Annotated in this window: 20 protein-coding genes; all 20 read left to right on the top strand. The window is 45.3% G+C overall.

Translation table 11 applies throughout. The annotated features are described in order from the left end of the window. The first annotated feature begins 4 nt into the window (after positions 1-4). The 20 genes from RBH91_RS12965 to trpA all read left to right on the top strand — a co-directional run bounded on the left by RBH91_RS12965 (position 5) and on the right by trpA (position 17,340). Positions 5-208, top strand: coding sequence for a DUF2768 domain-containing protein (locus tag RBH91_RS12965; protein ID WP_076758838.1), 204 nt, complete (start codon positions 5-7; stop codon positions 206-208). 22 nt (positions 209-230) lie between these two features. Further along, entirely contained in the window at positions 231-947 is a 717-nt protein-coding gene (locus RBH91_RS12960) for an LptM family lipoprotein (RefSeq protein WP_307891860.1), read from the top strand. A 191-nt stretch (positions 948-1,138) separates the two neighbouring features. After that, positions 1,139-2,617, top strand: coding sequence for a stage IV sporulation protein A (gene spoIVA, locus RBH91_RS12955; RefSeq protein ID WP_076758843.1), 1,479 nt, complete (start codon positions 1,139-1,141; stop codon positions 2,615-2,617). Between the two features lie 425 nt (positions 2,618-3,042). After that, complete coding sequence (gene hbs / locus RBH91_RS12950) at positions 3,043-3,321, top strand: non-specific DNA-binding protein Hbs (RefSeq protein ID WP_003183006.1); 279 nt, start codon at positions 3,043-3,045, stop codon at positions 3,319-3,321. 205 nt (positions 3,322-3,526) lie between these two features. Continuing rightward, positions 3,527-4,099, top strand: a complete 573-nt coding sequence (folE, locus tag RBH91_RS12945) for a GTP cyclohydrolase I FolE (RefSeq protein ID WP_307891859.1) — start codon at positions 3,527-3,529, stop codon at positions 4,097-4,099. A 23-nt stretch (positions 4,100-4,122) separates the two neighbouring features. Then, positions 4,123-4,353, top strand: coding sequence for a trp RNA-binding attenuation protein MtrB (gene mtrB, locus RBH91_RS12940; RefSeq protein ID WP_076758850.1), 231 nt, complete (start codon positions 4,123-4,125; stop codon positions 4,351-4,353). Between the two features lie 140 nt (positions 4,354-4,493). Further along, positions 4,494-5,270, top strand: coding sequence for a heptaprenyl diphosphate synthase component 1 (locus RBH91_RS12935; RefSeq protein WP_307891858.1), 777 nt, complete (start codon positions 4,494-4,496; stop codon positions 5,268-5,270). A 5-nt stretch (positions 5,271-5,275) separates the two neighbouring features. After that, positions 5,276-5,977 carry a demethylmenaquinone methyltransferase gene (locus RBH91_RS12930; protein ID WP_307891857.1) on the top strand — a complete coding sequence of 234 codons (702 nt, stop codon included), beginning with the start codon at positions 5,276-5,278 and terminating at the stop codon, positions 5,975-5,977. A gap of 29 nt (positions 5,978-6,006) precedes the next feature. Beyond that, complete coding sequence (gene hepT / locus RBH91_RS12925; RefSeq protein ID WP_307891856.1) at positions 6,007-6,969, top strand: heptaprenyl diphosphate synthase component II; 963 nt, start codon at positions 6,007-6,009, stop codon at positions 6,967-6,969. Positions 6,970-7,087: 118 nt separating this feature from the next. After that, a complete protein-coding gene (gene ndk / locus RBH91_RS12920; RefSeq protein ID WP_307891855.1) occupies positions 7,088-7,534 on the top strand; it encodes a nucleoside-diphosphate kinase in 447 nt (148 codons plus the stop codon). Positions 7,535-7,686: 152 nt separating this feature from the next. Continuing rightward, a complete protein-coding gene (locus RBH91_RS12915; protein ID WP_307891854.1) occupies positions 7,687-8,454 on the top strand; it encodes a CheR family methyltransferase in 768 nt (255 codons plus the stop codon). 71 nt (positions 8,455-8,525) lie between these two features. Beyond that, a complete protein-coding gene (gene aroC / locus RBH91_RS12910; protein WP_307891853.1) occupies positions 8,526-9,698 on the top strand; it encodes a chorismate synthase in 1,173 nt (390 codons plus the stop codon). Next, positions 9,698-10,786: a 3-dehydroquinate synthase gene (aroB, locus tag RBH91_RS12905; RefSeq protein WP_307891851.1), complete on the top strand. Its 1,089-nt coding sequence runs from the start codon at positions 9,698-9,700 to the stop codon at positions 10,784-10,786. Before aroC ends, aroB begins: the two co-directional genes overlap by 1 nt. After that, a complete protein-coding gene (gene aroH / locus RBH91_RS12900) occupies positions 10,783-11,166 on the top strand; it encodes a chorismate mutase (RefSeq protein WP_076758878.1) in 384 nt (127 codons plus the stop codon). The genes aroB and aroH overlap by 4 nt, the downstream gene beginning before the upstream one ends. Positions 11,167-11,419: 253 nt before the next feature. Further along, on the top strand, positions 11,420-12,967 hold the full coding sequence (gene trpE, locus RBH91_RS12895; protein ID WP_307891850.1) for an anthranilate synthase component I: 1,548 nt from the start codon (positions 11,420-11,422) through the stop codon (positions 12,965-12,967). Beyond that, positions 12,939-13,955, top strand: a complete 1,017-nt coding sequence (trpD, locus tag RBH91_RS12890; RefSeq protein ID WP_307891849.1) for an anthranilate phosphoribosyltransferase — start codon at positions 12,939-12,941, stop codon at positions 13,953-13,955. The genes trpE and trpD overlap by 29 nt, the downstream gene beginning before the upstream one ends. Next, entirely contained in the window at positions 13,948-14,712 is a 765-nt protein-coding gene (gene trpC / locus RBH91_RS12885) for an indole-3-glycerol phosphate synthase TrpC (RefSeq protein WP_076758888.1), read from the top strand. The genes trpD and trpC overlap by 8 nt, the downstream gene beginning before the upstream one ends. After that, positions 14,705-15,361: a phosphoribosylanthranilate isomerase gene (locus tag RBH91_RS12880; RefSeq protein WP_076758890.1), complete on the top strand. Its 657-nt coding sequence runs from the start codon at positions 14,705-14,707 to the stop codon at positions 15,359-15,361. Before trpC ends, RBH91_RS12880 begins: the two co-directional genes overlap by 8 nt. After that, positions 15,342-16,568 (top strand): tryptophan synthase subunit beta, encoded by a 1,227-nt coding sequence (gene trpB, locus RBH91_RS12875; protein ID WP_150194288.1) that lies wholly within the window; start codon positions 15,342-15,344, stop codon positions 16,566-16,568. The genes RBH91_RS12880 and trpB overlap by 20 nt, the downstream gene beginning before the upstream one ends. Next, complete coding sequence (gene trpA, locus RBH91_RS12870; protein WP_307891848.1) at positions 16,537-17,340, top strand: tryptophan synthase subunit alpha; 804 nt, start codon at positions 16,537-16,539, stop codon at positions 17,338-17,340. Before trpB ends, trpA begins: the two co-directional genes overlap by 32 nt. The last annotated feature ends 5 nt before the right edge of the window (positions 17,341-17,345 follow it).

The raw sequence follows: 17,345 nt of genomic DNA, 5'->3' as shown, positions 1-17,345 counted from the left end.
TAGTGTGAATCTCGGTCTGTTAAAAATGTGGTTTGCCTTAGGGGCCATGGGCCTGATGTTCATAGCGGTGATCGCCATATACATAAGCAGGTATAAGTTTCAGAATCGTTTTCTCAAAATCATCACTTCGTCTCTGGCTTATACATGCATGCTGATCTCGGGCGTGATCGTCTTTTTCGTCGTCTTCAGCGGTCCTGTCAATGAATAATGTCTTTAAAAGGAAGATTCATATGAAAAAAATAAGCGTACTGCTCACACTCATGTTCACAGCAATCTTTTTAAGCGGATGTTTATACCCTGAGGAAAGAAAGGCGAAAAACAGCGCGCCTTATCAAAATCAGCTGAATGAAGTACAGGCAGCAGTTGATGAATTCCGGGAGGCGACAGGGGGGCTTCTTCCGATTAAAACAAAAGATATGTCCGTCCCAATCTATCAAAAATATCCTATTGATTTTAACAGGCTGTCTCCGCGGTATTTGGCTGAGCCTCCTGGCACCTCCTATGAAAATGGCGGAGAATATTTATATGTTCTCGTAGATGTTGAAAAAAATCCGACGGTCAAGCTCATTGACGTGAAAATGTCGGAAGCCATCAGAGATTTAAAACTTCGAGTCGAAATGTATAAAGAGCAGCATAAGTATCCGCCATACGAAAAAGTCGTAGCCAAAAATTTATTTATGCTCGATTATCAAAAGCTGGGCCTTAAAGAGGCGCCTTCTGTCACAAGTCCGCTAACAGGCACTTCGCTTCCGCTTCTCGTCGATCAAAAAGGCGACATCCAGGTAGATTATCGGGTGGATCTGGCCAAACTGGCAAAACAGTCAAAAACGGCCTTAAAACCGGGCGAGGAAATCCAGGATTTAATGTGGAAAAAAACGCCTTTCGTACCGGCGTTTTCGGTTCAATATACTGTCAACGACAAACAGGAACCCGTTTTTTTGCCATAGCAAATACACGAATTAGTCATGAACCTTTCTCCTCAGCATACAATTAGGAGAAAGGTTTTTTCACGCATGGCGAAAAAATTTCCCTGAGCTGTCATATTGAAATGGGACAACGTCATACAATGTAATGTCCTGTTTATGATTGATGAAGAAGTAAAAAATTGAAAAGGATTGGAAGTCCGGGAGGGGATCACTTGGAAAAGGTCGATATTTTCAAGGATATCGCTGAACGAACAGGAGGCGATATATACTTAGGTGTCGTAGGAGCAGTACGCACAGGAAAATCTACGTTCATTAAAAAATTTATGGAGCTAGTGGTGCTCCCGAATATCAACAATGAAGCAGACCGGGCGCGCGCGCAAGATGAGCTCCCCCAAAGTGCCGCTGGCAAAACCATCATGACGACCGAACCGAAATTTGTTCCGAATCAGGCGATGTCAGTTCATGTCAGTGACGGACTCGATGTGAATATAAGACTTGTTGACTGTGTCGGCTACACTGTACCTGGAGCAAAGGGCTATGAAGATGAAAACGGCCCGAGGATGATTAACACGCCTTGGTACGAAGAACCGATTCCATTTCATGAAGCTGCTGAAATCGGCACGAGAAAAGTCATACAGGAGCATTCAACCATCGGCGTCGTCATTACGACGGACGGCACGATTGGAGAAATCGCCAGACAGGATTATATTGAGGCGGAAGAGCGGGTGATCGATGAATTAAAAGAGGTTGGAAAACCGTTTATCATGGTGATCAACTCTGTACGCCCATATCATCCTGAAACAGAGGCGCTCCGAAATGAGCTGATGGAAAAGTACGACATTCCAGTGCTTGCGATGAGTGTGGAAAGCATGAGGGAAGCTGATGTCATGAGCGTTCTCAGAGAAGCGCTTTACGAGTTCCCTGTTCTTGAAGTAAACGTCAATCTTCCGAGCTGGGTCATGGTATTAAAAGAAAACCACTGGCTGCGTGAAAACTATCAGGATTCAGTGAAAGAAACCGTCAAAGATATTAAAAGATTAAGAGATGTCGATCGCGTCGTCGGCCACTTCAGCGAATTTGATTTCATCGAGCGGGCGAGCCTCGCCGGAATTGAGATGGGGCAGGGAATCGCGGAAATCGATTTATATGCGCCAGATTACCTGTACGATGAAATCTTAAGGGAAGTCGTCGGCGTTGAAATCAGAGGAAAGGACCACCTGCTCCAGCTGATGCAGGACTTTGCACACGCCAAGACGGAATATGATCAGGTGTCAGATGCTCTGAAAATGGTAAAACAAACCGGCTATGGAATTGCTGCGCCGGCATTGACCGACATGAGTCTTGATGAGCCTGAAATCATCAGACAGGGATCAAGATTCGGCGTGCGCTTGAAAGCTGTAGCGCCATCCATTCATATGATCAAAGTCGATGTAGAAAGCGAATTCGCTCCGATTATCGGTACAGAAAAACAAAGCGAAGAGCTTGTCAGGTATTTAATGCAGGACTTTGAAGACGATCCGCTGTCCATCTGGAATTCCGATATTTTCGGAAGAAGCCTCAGCTCGATCGTCAGGGAAGGCATACAGGCAAAGCTGTCTCTCATGCCGGAAAACGCAAGATATAAGCTGAAGGAGACCTTGGAGCGCATCATTAATGAAGGCTCAGGCGGCTTGATTGCGATCATCTTATAAAAGGTAAGGCCTCTTATCATACGGGAGGTCTTTTTTTGTATGTTTAAGACTCGCTCACAGGTCGCGTGGAATCCCAGGATATAGAAAATCCAAAGGCGGTGTGCGCTGGAAATATAGGAAAGAATATGATTAAAAAAGGAAAAATAGGAATATTTGTTCGTTGCATTCAGCTTAAACCTTGACGAATAAGGGATCATAGCTTTAAAATGCTTGATATGGCTTTTCATATGTGTTAATCTACATACAGAAAATCTTCACTTTATTGGACAATCGTTCCTCTGAACGTGAAATTTTCATTGAAAGCTGTGAAATGCCTTTTCTATATTTATTTGAAATTTCTGTTCAAACAGGTATAGAAACAGGTTGAACTGTGAAGAAATGATGATAATCTATTGATTGTTACCTTTTGGGAGGAGGTGAAAGGCATGAACAAGACAGAACTAATCAATGCGGTTGCAGAAGCAAGCGAACTATCTAAAAAAGACGCTACTAAAGCAGTTGATTCTGTTTTTGATACAATTTTAGATGCACTAAAAAACGGTGAAAAAATTCAATTGATCGGTTTTGGTAACTTTGAGGTTCGTGAGCGCTCAGCTCGTAAAGGACGTAATCCTCAGACAGGTGAAGAAATCGAAATCCCTGCAAGCAAAGTACCTGCTTTCAAACCAGGTAAAGCGCTTAAAGATGCTGTAGCAGGCAAATAATCGTATGTATAGGCCGTTTTCTACGAGTTATACATACCGTATTGTTTCTTCACAGGAAAGCCCCTTTTAAAAGGGGCTTTTCATATTTAAGAGCTCTTTTCAGAAGAAATTCTTTTTGCCGGTTAAAACCTTTCATTTTGCTTTTATAAGCTGAAGTGTGCTAGAATCTGAATTAAATGTATGCGTTTCTGGAGGATATAAAACAATGAGAGAAATCAATAAAGAACAAATTGAACAAGCTGTCCGGCAAATTTTAGAAGCAATCGGAGAAGATCCAAACCGTGAAGGTCTTCTGGATACACCAAAAAGAGTCGCGAAAATGTACGCTGAAGTGTTTGCAGGATTAAACGAAGACCCGAAGGAACATTTTAAAACAATTTTTGGCGAAGACCATGAAGAGCTTGTTCTTGTTAAAGATATTCCTTTTTATTCAATGTGTGAACATCATTTGGTTCCTTTTTACGGAAAAGCCCATGTGGCATATATTCCTAAAGGCGGCAAAGTCACAGGACTCAGCAAACTGGCGAGAGCGGTTGAAGCGGTCGCAAAACGCCCGCAGCTGCAGGAACGGATTACCTCAACGATTGCAGACAGCATCGTTGAAACGCTGACGCCTCACGGTGTAATGGTGGTCGTTGAAGCGGAGCATATGTGCATGACGATGCGGGGTGTGAAAAAACCCGGAGCAAAAACCGTCACTTCTGCTGTAAGAGGAACGTTCAGACAAGATGTAGCCGCTCGTTCCGAAGTATTGGAGCTTATTAAACATCATGATTAAAAATGAGAAGGTGTGCGATAAACATGACCAATAATCAATCGAATGATTTTGTGGTGATTAAAGCCGTTGAGGACGGCGTAAATGTGATTGGCCTGACAAGAGGAACAGATACGAGGTTTCATCATTCTGAAAAGCTCGATAAAGGCGAAGTGATGATCTGCCAGTTTACCGAGCATACCTCCGCTATAAAAGTCCGCGGCGAGGCTCTTATCCAAACAGCCAACGGCGAGATGAAAAGCGAAGCGAAAAAATAGTGCAGCCATCTTTCGGCCCCTTTCATGGCATAAGCCGTTCATTTTCATCATATTATGGTATACTTAAACTTTCTCCGCTTCAAAAAGATTCATAATCAATCAAGAGAAAAACTGCGAATTTTGGGACAAGGGTGATATCTTTGCAAGACATCTACGGACAATTATCTTATTTGAAAATCAAGCTGAATAAAAAGCTTTCACATCCTTATTTGGCTAAGCATTTAACTGCGCCAAAAGTTGATGAGGATAAGCTGTTTCTGTTTTACGCTCTGTTTGATGAAACGGAATTAATAGAAGCTGACAAAGAAAATTACATTTTAACGGCGATGCTTGTTCAAACAGCCCTTGATACCCATGATGAAGTCACGACCGCAGCTTCAATTAAGCAGGATGACTATAAAAACCGCCAGCTGACGGTTCTGGCCGGGGATTATTTCAGCGGCATGTACTACTCCCTGTTATCGGGTATGAAGGATATCTATATGATTCGGACGCTTGCTGCGGCCATTAAAGAAATTAATGAACATAAGATAAGGCTTTATGATCATTCCGCAAAAGACCTAAACAGCCTGGAAAAAAGCGTCAGCATAGTGGAAGCTGCACTTTTTCACCATCTCGCCGACCACTTTTATCTGCCTCACTGGAAAACAGCCGCCAACGACTTTCTTGTGTTTAAAAGGCTTGCGGCCGAAGAAAAGGCTTCAGACTCCCGTTTGCTGGAGACGATTTTAAAGGAAGAATTTCCGGAAAATCAGGTTTCATGCGGGCAATTGGCCGGTGCGGCTTATCAAAAAGCGAAGCTTCAGATTGACCAATGCCTTGCCAAAAAGCCTGCCGTTCAAAAATGGCTTTTGGACCGCCTGCAAGCGATTAGGCCTGAAAAACGAACCTATCATCAGAAAGTGGAAGAAGGGTAACCGTCATGGAGCAGTCAAAAGAACAGCGCGTACACGGCGTGTTTGAAAAAATCTACAAAAATTATGACCAGATGAATTCCGTCATCAGTTTTAAGCAGCATAAAAAATGGCGAGATAAAACGATGCGGATCATGAAAGTTCAAAAAGGAGCCAAGGCGCTTGATGTCTGCTGCGGGACGGCGGACTGGACGATCGCGCTCGCGGATGCTGCAGGAGAGACGGGCGAGGTCAAAGGTCTTGACTTCAGCAAAAATATGCTGAGCATTGCCGAACAAAAAACCGATCAATACACCCAGATTGAATTGATCCACGGCAATGCGATGGAGCTGCCTTTTCCCGACAATTCGTTCGACTATGTCACGATCGGCTTTGGACTCCGTAATGTCCCTGATTATTTAACGGCCTTAAAAGAGATGGCACGCGTGGTGAAACCCGGCGGTCAAGTTGTCTGCCTTGAAACGTCCCAGCCGGAAATGTTCGGGTTTAAACAGCTGTACTTTCTTTATTTCCGCTTTATTATGCCTGTGTTTGGAAAGCTCTTTGCGAAAAGCTTTAAAGAGTATTCCTGGCTTCAAGAATCAGCCAGGGAATTTCCGGGTATGAAAGAGCTTGCAGACTTATTTGAAAAGGCTGGGCTAGAAAATGTTCAATATCATCCATTCACAGGCGGCGTAGCAGCTACACATGTCGGCTGGAAGAAGCGGTGATGACTACTGAAATACTCGGGTGAATTAAAATGAAATTGACAACGTTATATTCTTTTTTGAATAACGATATTGATTTAATAGAAAAAGAGCTGGAAAAGACCGTGCACTCCGACTATCCTTTGCTGAGTGAAGCAAGCCTTCATTTACTGCAGGCCGGAGGCAAACGGATCCGTCCGGTGTTTGTTCTGCTTTGCGGCATGTTCGGGGAATATGACATTAACAAAATTAAAAATGTCGCGGTTTCTCTTGAACTGATGCATATGGCTTCGCTCGTCCATGATGATGTCATTGATGATGCTGAGCTTAGAAGAGGACAGCCGACAATCAAAGCAAAGTGGGATAATCGCATTGCAATGTATACAGGCGATTATTTGTTTGCCCGTTCACTTGAATCCATGACAAAAATAAACGAGCCGAAAGCCCACGAAATCCTGTCGCAGGCCCTTGTTGAAGTATGCCTTGGAGAAATCGAGCAAATTAAAGATAAATATAATATGGAGCAAAACCTCAGAACCTATTTAAGAAGGATCAAGCGGAAGACGGCGCTTCTGATTGCAGCGAGCTGCCAGCTTGGCGCCATTGCCGCGGGAGCAGGGGAAAAGGTTCATAAAACACTTTATTGGTTCGGCTATTATGTCGGAATGTCATATCAGATTATTGATGACATCCTCGATTTTACGGCCAGTGAAGAAGAGCTGGGCAAACCTGTTGGCGGGGATTTGCTTCAGGGGAATGTGACGCTGCCTGTTCTATACTCGCTGAAATCGCCTGAATTAAAAGCCCGTTTAAAACTGATCAATAGTGAAACGACCCCTGAACAGATCAAACCGGTCATCGAAGAGCTGAAAAAAACCGATGCCATTGAACAGTCGTTCAAAGTCAGTGAAATGTATTTGAACAAGGCATTCCGCCTGCTTGAAACGCTTCCGAAAAATCGCGCAAGAACAGCTCTGGGGCAAATTGCGAAATACATCGGAAAGCGAAAATTTTAGAGAAATAAGTCAAAAGTATGAATATTCTCCACCCTTTATTGATTATTTGATTGAAAAATGTTATATTTCCGATGTAGTGTTGAAAGCCTATACATAACAGTGGGGTGGAGAATCGACTATGGAAAAAACCTTTGTAATGGTAAAACCTGATGGCGTTCAGCGTCAGCTGATCGGCGAGATTTTATTAAGATTCGAACGTAAGGGCTTACAATTGGCAGGAGCCAAGCTGATGAAGGTCTCAGAGGAGACAGCGGGCGAGCATTATAAAGAGCATAAAGAAAAGCCGTTTTTTGGCGAGCTCGTTGACTTTATCACATCCGGTCCCGTTTTTGCCATGGTATGGGAAGGTGAAGACGCGATAGCAATCGCCAGACAGCTGATCGGAAAAACGAACCCTAAGGAAGCTCTCCCGGGTACAATTCGCGGAGATTTCGGCATATTTGTCGGAAAAAACATCATTCACGGTTCAGATTCTCCTGAAAGTGCACTTCGCGAAATCAATTTGTTTTTTAAACAGGATGAACTTGTAAAAGCAGAAAAATTAATAAATCAATGGATCTATTAAAATCAGCTGAAAAGCTGATTTTTTACATGGAGCTAAACAGCCGTTGCCCCCTTTTTTAAGAAGCGGGCGTTTTTTTATTTTAAACATACAAATTCTCAAGAAAACAGGCTATAATTGTACTCATATCAGCATGATGGATTAGGAGAGAAAACATGGACAATTACAGCTTCTTCGTTGATAAATGGAAAAAAATAACTGGTGTTGACTTGACATTGTATAAAGAGGCGCAGATGAAAAGAAGATTGACGTCTCTTTATGAGAAGAAGGGCTTTGGCGACTTTCGGGAGTTTGCGCTCGCCCTCGAAAAAAATGACAGTCTTCTTCAAGAGACTTTAGACAGGATGACGATAAATGTTTCTGAATTTTACAGAAACTATAAAAGATGGGATGTGCTCGAAAAAACGATTCTACCGCTGCTAAAGCCCGCCAAAACGCTTAAGGTTTGGAGTGCGGCGTGCTCAACGGGAGAAGAGCCGTATACATTATCCATGATTTTAAGCAGGCAGAAGAACCTGGCAGACTATCAGATTATCGCTACAGATATCGATGACAAAGTGCTGGCCAAAGCAAAAGAAGGGACGTATCAGGAAAAATCCTTGCAGGAAGTACCGAAAGAAATGAAAGAACTGTATTTTACCCAAAACGGAAGCCGATTCACCGTCAAAGATGAAATACGGAAAAACATCCGCTTTCAAAAACACAATTTATTAGCTGATTCCTATGCGAAAGATTTTGATATTATCGTCTGCCGCAACGTATTAATTTATTTCACAGAGGATGCGAAAGAGACGATCTACCATAAGTTCAGCCAAAGTTTAAAGCCGAACGGCGTTTTGTTTGTGGGAAGCACAGAGCAGATTTTCAATCCGGAAAAATACGGTTTTCAATCAACGGATACCTTTTTCTATCAAAAAAGTTAGCTGACTTTTTATGAAAGGTTATGTTATAGTTTTACTTAAAAGCGTTAATGTGATGAAGGGAGAACGAAAGCATGAGGTATTTAACAGCCGGAGAATCTCACGGCCCGCAGCTTACAACAATTATTGAAGGAGTTCCGTCAGGGCTTTATCTCACAAAAGAAGACATTAATCGCGAGCTTCTCAGGCGGCAAAAAGGACACGGCCGCGGACGCCGGATGCAAATTGAAACAGATCAGGTGCAGATTACAAGCGGTGTAAGGCACGGGCGTTCCCTTGGATCCCCGATTGCTCTTGTCGTGGAAAACAAAGACTGGAAACATTGGACAAAAATCATGGGTTCAGAACCGATTACAGAAGAAGAAGAGAGCGAAATGAAGCGCCAGATTTCCAGACCGAGACCGGGGCACGCCGATTTGAACGGCGCGATCAAATATGGACACAGGGATATGCGCAATGTGCTTGAGCGTTCTTCTGCCAGGGAGACAACCGTCCGGGTCGCGGCAGGAGCTGTTGCCAAAAGGATCCTCTCCCAGCTCGGCATTCAAGTGGCCGGACATGTGCTGGAGATTGGCGGGGTAAAAGCCGAACAAACAAATTACGAGTCTATTGAAGATTTGAAAAAAGTAACAGAAGAGTCTCCTGTCAGATGCTATGACGAAGAAGCAGGCCAAAAGATGATGGTTGCGATCGATGAAGCAAAAGCAAACGGAGATTCTATCGGCGGAATTGTCGAAGTGGTCGTTGAAGGGGTTCCTGTCGGAGTCGGCAGCTATGTTCACTACGACCGCAAGCTGGACAGCAAGCTGGCGGCAGCTGTATTAAGCATCAATGCCTTTAAAGGTGTTGAATTCGGCATCGGCTTTGAGGCGGCAAGAAAAAATGGCAGTGAGGTCCATGACGAAATCATTTGGGATGAAGAAAAAGGCTATACACGGGCAACGAACCGTCTCGGCGGGCTTGAAGGCGGAATGACAACTGGGATGCCGATTGTTGTCAGAGGCGTCATGAAACCGATCCCGACTTTATACAAACCGCTGAAAAGCGTTGATATCGAAACGAAAGAGCCGTTCAGTGCAAGCATTGAACGTTCTGATTCCTGCGCAGTGCCTGCTGCAAGCGTTGTGGCAGAAGCGGTTGTCGCATGGGAAATCGCAAATGCGATCGTTGAACAGTTTGGCGTTGACCAAATGGATCGAATCGCTGAAAATGTCGAGAACATGAGAAAACTTGTGAGGGAGTTTTAATGAGATCACTTCAAATCGAGACCGCTTCCTTGTCTTATCCGGTTTTGATCGGAGGAGGCATCAGAAAAAATGCGGCTGAGCTTTTGTCGACTTTAAACCTTCCGATGACGAAACTGCTCTTGATTACCGACGAAGAAGTAGATAAACGCTATGGAGAAGAGCTGTTCAATCTTCTCCAAGGGAGATGGCCTGTAAAAAAAGTAGTTGTGCCAAGCGGAGAACAAGCCAAGTCTATCGATATGTATATGAAGCTGCAGACGGAAGCCATCCAGTTTCAGCTTGACCGTTCGTCATGCATTTTGGCGCTTGGGGGAGGTGTCGTCGGCGATCTTGCCGGATTCGTAGCTTCGACGTTTATGAGAGGCATCGATTATGTTCAATTTCCGACGACACTGCTGTCCCATGACAGCGCAGTCGGAGGCAAAGTCGCCATTAATCACCCGCTCGGCAAAAATTTAATCGGCGCTTTTCATCAGCCCAAAGCGGTGATTTATGATACGGAATGCCTGGCAACTCTTCCTGAAAAAGAGATGAGGTCAGGGATGGCGGAAGTCATAAAACATGCTTTTATTCATGATGAATCGTTTGTGCACGACCTTCTCAAGATCGATTCAATTGAAGCGGTAACAAATGAACAGCTGAATGAAATGGTTTATAAAGGCATTTCGATAAAGGCTGCGATCGTTTCAAAAGATGAGCGGGAGGAAGGAATCAGAGCCTATTTAAATTTCGGCCACACGCTGGGCCATGCTGTTGAAGCCGAATACGGCTATGGAGACATCACCCATGGCGACGCCGTTGCCTTAGGCATGCAATTCGCTTTGTTTGTCAGCGAAAAGGTTCTGAATTGTCCGCTTGACCGCAGGCCGATTTCAGACTGGCTGCAAAAGCTCGGATATCCGGGAAGCGTGAAACAGGAGATTCCCACAGAAGCGCTTATCAGCCGAATGATGAATGATAAAAAAACGCGCGGAGGAGTCATTCAGTTTGTCCTGCTAGACCGGATTGGCAGTGTGCGTCTGCACTCCTTTAAAGCCGAAGAAATCGAACGATGGCTGAATATGTGGAGATTGGAGGGAGACGAATGATGATGCGCGGGATTCGGGGGGCGACCACTGTTGAACAAGATACAGACAATGACATTACGGCAAAAACGAAGCAGCTGATTGAAAAAATGATTAGTGAAAATGAAATCGAACCTGAGCAAGTGGTGCAGATTTTGATTTCGGCAACTTCCGATATTCATGCGGCTTTTCCTGCAAAGGTTGTCAGAACAATTGACGGCTGGCAGCATGTGCCGGTGATGTGCATGCAGGAAATGGATGTTGAGCATGGCCTTAAGCAATGCATCAGGGTGATGATGACTGTGCAGACTGAAAAGCGGCAGGATGAAGTCCGGCACGTCTATTTGGAAAATGCAGTCATACTCAGACCCGATTTATCATTGACAAAAAAGACTGAATTGTAATACGATTGTATAAACCAACCTTGGAAATACACAGGAGTGTGTATATGAGGTTTTTAAAAATGAAAGCTGAGTATGAGACTAGGGTAGTTTGAGAATGAGTTTAGATGAGCTGAGACAAAACGTTTATTACTCCTACCCAAAAGACGCTGTTCTTTTGGGTTTGTTTATTTTAACCCCACATGTCAAATCAATTTATTTGCCTCTCAGGCTTTCTTCTCATTCTCCTCCGCCTTGATAAGGAGTGAGAAAAAAATTGAGTTTTCAAACCGATTTTTCCTCTTTTATGGAGGATACTTCACATTTTAAAACGATTCCTATTATTGAAAGTTTTTCTGTCGATACGCTGACCCCTGTTCATATGGTGGAAACGCTGCAGGACGATATCGTGTATTTGCTGGAAAGCAAAGACGATACATCCGCATGGTCGAGATATTCTTTTATCGGACTGAATCCTTTTTTGACAATTAAAGAGGAGAGCGGTCAATTTCATGTCTGCGGAGAAGAAATGGAGAAGCTTTACACCGCTTCACAGTTGAAGGAAGTTCTCCAATGGATGTCGGATACGTGCTTCATTAAGGCGCCGAATCTGGATATACCATTTACCGGCGGGGCCGTCGGCTATTTGAGCTATGATCTCATGTCTCTTCTTGAACCGTCCATCGCAAAACACAAAAAAGAAACAGAGATGGCAAAATGTCTGCTGTATGTCTGCCGGACAATGATCGCCTATGATCATGAGCTGAAAAAGCTGCACTTCATTCAATATGTGAGACTGAACGGGAGTGAAACAAAGGAAGAAAAAGCCCTGCACTTTCAGCAGGCGAAGCGGGAGCTGAAGAAGCTTACACAGAGGCTCTCAGACGGGAAAACGGCGAAGGAGCTGTTTCTCCCGCAAGGACGGCACGGGACCCCAAGCTTTGAAAATGTTCAATCCACCTATGAGAAATCGCAGTTTTTAGCCGATGTTGAACGTTTGAAAGCGTACATTAAAGCGGGGGACATATTTCAAGGGGTGCTTTCCCAAAGGTTTGATATTCCGGTGAAAGTCAGTTCCTTTGCATTATACAGAGTGCTGAGAATGATCAATCCGTCGCCTTACATGTACTATATCAAGCTGCCTGACCGAGAGCTTGTCGGAAGCTCCCCTGAACGCCTGATTCATGTTCAGAACGGCCACCTTGAAATCCATCCGATCGCCGGAACGAGAAAAAGAGGCCATGACCAGGCTGAGGATGAACGGCTTCAAAAAGAGCTGTTGGCAGATGAGAAAGAAAAAGCAGAACATTATATGCTCGTCGATTTGGCGAGAAATGATATCGGCAGAGTTGCTGAATACGGATCTGTTCAAGTTCCCGAATTCACAAAAATCGTCTCTTTTTCCCATGTCATGCACATCATTTCAATCGTAACCGGTTCAATAAAAGCCGGCGTTCATCCGGCCGATGCCTTGATGAGTGCATTTCCGGCCGGGACGCTGACAGGCGCTCCGAAAATCAGGGCGATGCAGCTCTTAAATGAGCTTGAACCCGCCCCTAGGGAAACTTATGGCGGATGTATCGCTTATATCGGCTTTGACGGCAATATCGATTCCTGCATTACGATTCGCACAATGAGCGTGAAAAACGGAGTGGCGTCCATCCAAGCCGGTGCGGGGGTTGTAGCTGACTCCGTGCCTGAAAAGGAGTGGGAAGAGACATGCAATAAAGCCGGCGCTTTGCTTAAAACGATCCAAATCGCAGAGGAAATGTTTCTGGAAAAGGAGGAGGGCGGCAATGAACAAACTGTTGAAATCATGCGTTAATGGCCGAACAATGAATGAAACGGAAGCGAATGAGATCATGCATCTTATGATGAACGGAACACTGAGCGCAGCTGAAATAGGAGGACTGCTTTCCGTTCTCGCCTACCGGGGAGAGACCGTTGAGGAAGTCACAGGCTTTGTCAGAGCGATGCGGGAGAAGGCTTTTACAATGGAGGGCCCTGAACATGTTGTCGATACGTGCGGTACGGGGGGCGACGGCATTTCCACTTTCAACATCTCCACCGCTGCAGCGATTATCGCCTCTGCGGCAGGCGCTCAAATTGCCAAGCATGGTAATCGTTCAGTTTCTTCTAAAAGCGGGAGTGCTGATGTATTGGAATACCTCGGCGTTTCCATTCAGACAACACCTGAGGAAACAAAGCGCAGTATTGAACGGCGGAACATGGGCTTCTTATATGCGCCAAGCTATCATTCCTCCATGAAGCATGTGGCAGGCGCGAGAAAGTATCTGGGGTTTAGAACCGTCTTTAACCTGCTTGGTCCGCTCAGCAACCCGATGAAGGCCAAACGCCAGGTGATCGGCGTCTATTCAATTGAAAAAGCGAAGCTGATGGCCAGTGCTTTAGAATCCTTTGAGCCTGAGCACGTTCTGTTTGTTTCAAGCCGGGACGGACTTGATGAGCTGTCGATCACATCACCGACAGATGTGATTGAACTGAGAGACGGCAAAAGAATCGAATATACGATCGAGCCGGCCGATGCTGGACTGCCGTTTGGCAGGCTGAGCGACATCCAGGTGCAGACACCTGAAGAAAGCGGCCGCCTTATTGTGGATATTTTGAAAAACCAGAGTGCTGAATCAGCTCTTCACATCGCTGCGTTTAATGCAGGCGCTGCCCTTTATGTCGCAGACCAGGCGTCCGGTTTAAAAGAAGGGGTTGACATGGCATTGAAAACCATCAAAAGAGGTGAAGCGCTCAACCAGCTCGAGCGATTAAAACAGAAAGAGGAAGAAATGTATGCTTAATCAAATTATCGAAAGAAAACGGGAAGATCTGCTAAATATCGTGCTGCCGGAGGACCTGAAACTGCCGAAGCGATCATTTAAAAAGGCTCTTCTTTCTCCGAATCGATTCGTGGCTTTAATAGCTGAGGTGAAAAAAGCTTCTCCTTCAAAAGGAGTGATCCAAGCGGATTTTCAGCCTGAGAACATCGCAAAACAGTATGAACAGGCGGGAGCAGATTGCTTGTCTGTCCTGACTGATACTCCTTTTTTTCAAGGGAAGAATGATTTTTTGTCAGCGGTCAAGCGCACGGTTTCCCTCCCTGTACTGCGCAAGGACTTTATCATCGATTCCATTCAGGTTGAAGAAGCAAACCGCATCGGCGCCGATGCGATCCTGCTGATAGGCGAGGCCCTTGAACCAGGGGAGCTCTTTGAATTGTATGAAGAAGCCGTTCAAAAAGGAATGGATGTGCTTGTTGAAGTTCATGGAGAACAAACGCTTGAAGGCATCTTGAACGTCTTTACGCCTGAGATGATCGGCGTGAACAATCGAAATCTAAAAACCTTTGAAACTTCCATCAGCCAGACGGAACGGATCGCGAAAATGGTTCCTGACGGCACCGTTCTTGTCAGCGAAAGCGGAATCGGCAGAAAAGAGGATTTGTCATTTGCAAAAGCTTGCGGCGCGCAGGCTGTTCTCGTCGGGGAATCACTCATGAGAGAACCGTCCCAGCTAAACGCGGTCCATGCTTTATTTGGAGAATCAAATGATGAATAAACCAAGCTTGAAATATTGCGGAATTCATTCTTTGGCAGATTTGCAGGTGACTGCACGCTCCAATGCGGACTATCTCGGATTTATTTTCGCAGAAAGCAAACGAGCCGCAGATCCCGCCGATGTGAAAAGCTGGCGCGAGCAAATTGATACGGAAGAAAAACAGCTTGTCGGCGTTTTTGTCAATGAGGATGTTCGCCGGATCGCCCAAATCGCGGAAGATGTGGAATTAGACGTGATTCAGCTTCACGGGGATGAATCGGCCGAAGACATTAAACGGCTGAAAAGCATGACAGATTGCGAGATTTGGAAGGCGCTCCACCATGGAAGCGGAACTGTACAGAAAATGAAAACCATCGCACCTTATATAGACGGATTTGTCATCGACTCTTCCGTCAAGGGCATGAGAGGAGGAACAGGTATTTCATTTTCATGGGAAAGTGTCCCGTTATATAAAGAGGCGGCAGCCAGGGAAGGGAAGCGCCTGTTTATCGCGGGCGGCGTCAGCCCGAAAAGCATAGGTGATCTTTTACGGTGGAGCCCGCCTGGAATTGATCTGGCAAGCGGAATTGAAGAAAAAGGCCAAAAAAGCGAAAAGCTGATGAACCTTTTAGAAGAGAGGATGTTCGATCATGTATTCATATCCGAATGAGCAAGGCAGATTTGGAGATTTCGGAGGGAAATTTGTTCCGGAAACACTCATGCAGCCTTTAGAAGAAATTGAAAAAGCGTTTCTTGAACTGAAAGACGATCCTTCATTTCAAGAAGAATATCAAAAGCTTTTATTTGACTACTCAGGACGCCCGACGGCTCTGACTTTTGCCGACCAGCTGACAAAGCAGCTCGGCGGGGCCAAAATCTATTTAAAAAGAGAAGACTTAAACCATACCGGCGCCCACAAAATCAACAATGCCCTCGGTCAGGCGCTGCTCGCCAAAAAAATGGGGAAAACGAAGCTGATTGCTGAAACCGGTGCAGGTCAGCATGGAGTAGCCGCCGCGACTGTCGCCGCAAAATTCGGGTTGTCATGCGTCGTGTTCATGGGTGAAGAAGATGTTGCAAGACAGTCGCTCAACGTTTTCCGGATGAAGCTTTTGGGGGCGGAAGTCGTACCGGTGTCAAGCGGAAATGGCACGCTGAAAGACGCCACAAACGAAGCGATCCGCTACTGGGTTCAGCATTGTCAAGATCATTTTTACATGATTGGTTCTGTTGTGGGGCCGCATCCGTATCCATATATTGTACGGGAGTTTCAACGGATGATCGGTGATGAAGCGAAAGCGCAGTTTTATAAAGCGGAGCAATCTCTCCCTGATAAAGTGATCGCCTGTGTCGGAGGCGGAAGCAATGCGATCGGGATGTTCAGCTCATTTATTGAAGAGCCTGTCGAGCTGATCGGCGTTGAGGCCGCCGGGAAAGGCGTCAACACGTCCCTTCACGCCGCTACGATTACAAAAGGCACTAAAGGCGTCATACACGGTTCTTTGACCTATTTGATTCAAGATGAATACGGCCAGATCATTGAACCTTATTCGATCTCGGCCGGACTCGACTATCCGGGAGTCGGTCCGGAGCACGCCCATCTTCATCATAGCGGACGCGTCCGCTATGAATCTGTAACAGACGACGAGGCTGTCGCGGCATTAAAACAGCTGGCGCAAACTGAAGGTATTTTGCCGGCGATTGAATCGGCCCATGCTTTGGCAAAAGCAGTTGAAATGGCAAAAGGCATGCCGAAAGAGAAACGTATTCTGGTTTGCCTTTCAGGCAGGGGAGACAAAGACGTCCACACCTTAATGAAGGTGCTGGAAGAAGAGGTGAATAAAGATGTTCAATCTGAAAAATCAGCCGTCCGATAAATTATTTGTTCCGTTTATTACAGCGGGAGATCCGCTGCCGGAGGTTTCGATCGAATTGGCAAAATCCCTTCAGGAGGCGGGCGCATCGGCTCTTGAACTCGGTGTTCCTTATTCTGATCCGCTTGCAGACGGGCCTGTTATACAGCGCGCTTCAAAACGGGCGCTTGAAAATGATATGAACATTGTAAAAGCGATCAGGCTTGGCGGTGAAATGAAAAAAAACGGCGTTCACATCCCAATTATTCTCTTTACGTATTACAATCCTGTGTTACAATTAGATACAGATCACTTTTTCGCTTTACTGCGACAAAATGAAATAGACGGACTTTTAGTACCGGATCTGCCTTTTGAAGAAAGCGTATATTTGCAGCAGGAGTGTAAAAAACAAGGGATCACATATATTTCCCTAGTAGCGCCGACAAGCGAAAGCCGCATTCAAAAAATTGCACAGCAGGCGGAAGGGTTTGTGTATTGTGTATCTTCGCTCGGCGTGACAGGTGTGCGCAATGAATTTGATGATTCTGTTTCTTCATTCATCAGATCTGTAAAGGGAATCAGCTCCGTCCCTGTTGCTGTCGGATTTGGGATTTCCAGCTCCAAACAAGTGGAGATGATGAATGAACTGGCGGACGGCGTTGTCGTAGGAAGCGCTCTTGTCAGAAAGATCGAGGAGCTGAAAGATGACCTCGTCTGCTCTGAGACAAGAGAGCAAGCCTTAAAAGCGTTTGAAGAATACGCTAAAACATTCAGCGTATCGTACATGGTAAAATGAGGTGA

This window comes from Bacillus swezeyi (genome assembly GCF_030908325.1).
Lineage (GTDB): Bacteria > Bacillota > Bacilli > Bacillales > Bacillaceae > Bacillus > Bacillus swezeyi.
The sequence above is the reverse complement of the archived record's forward strand: the minus strand, read 5'-3'. Positions and strand labels throughout refer to the sequence as shown.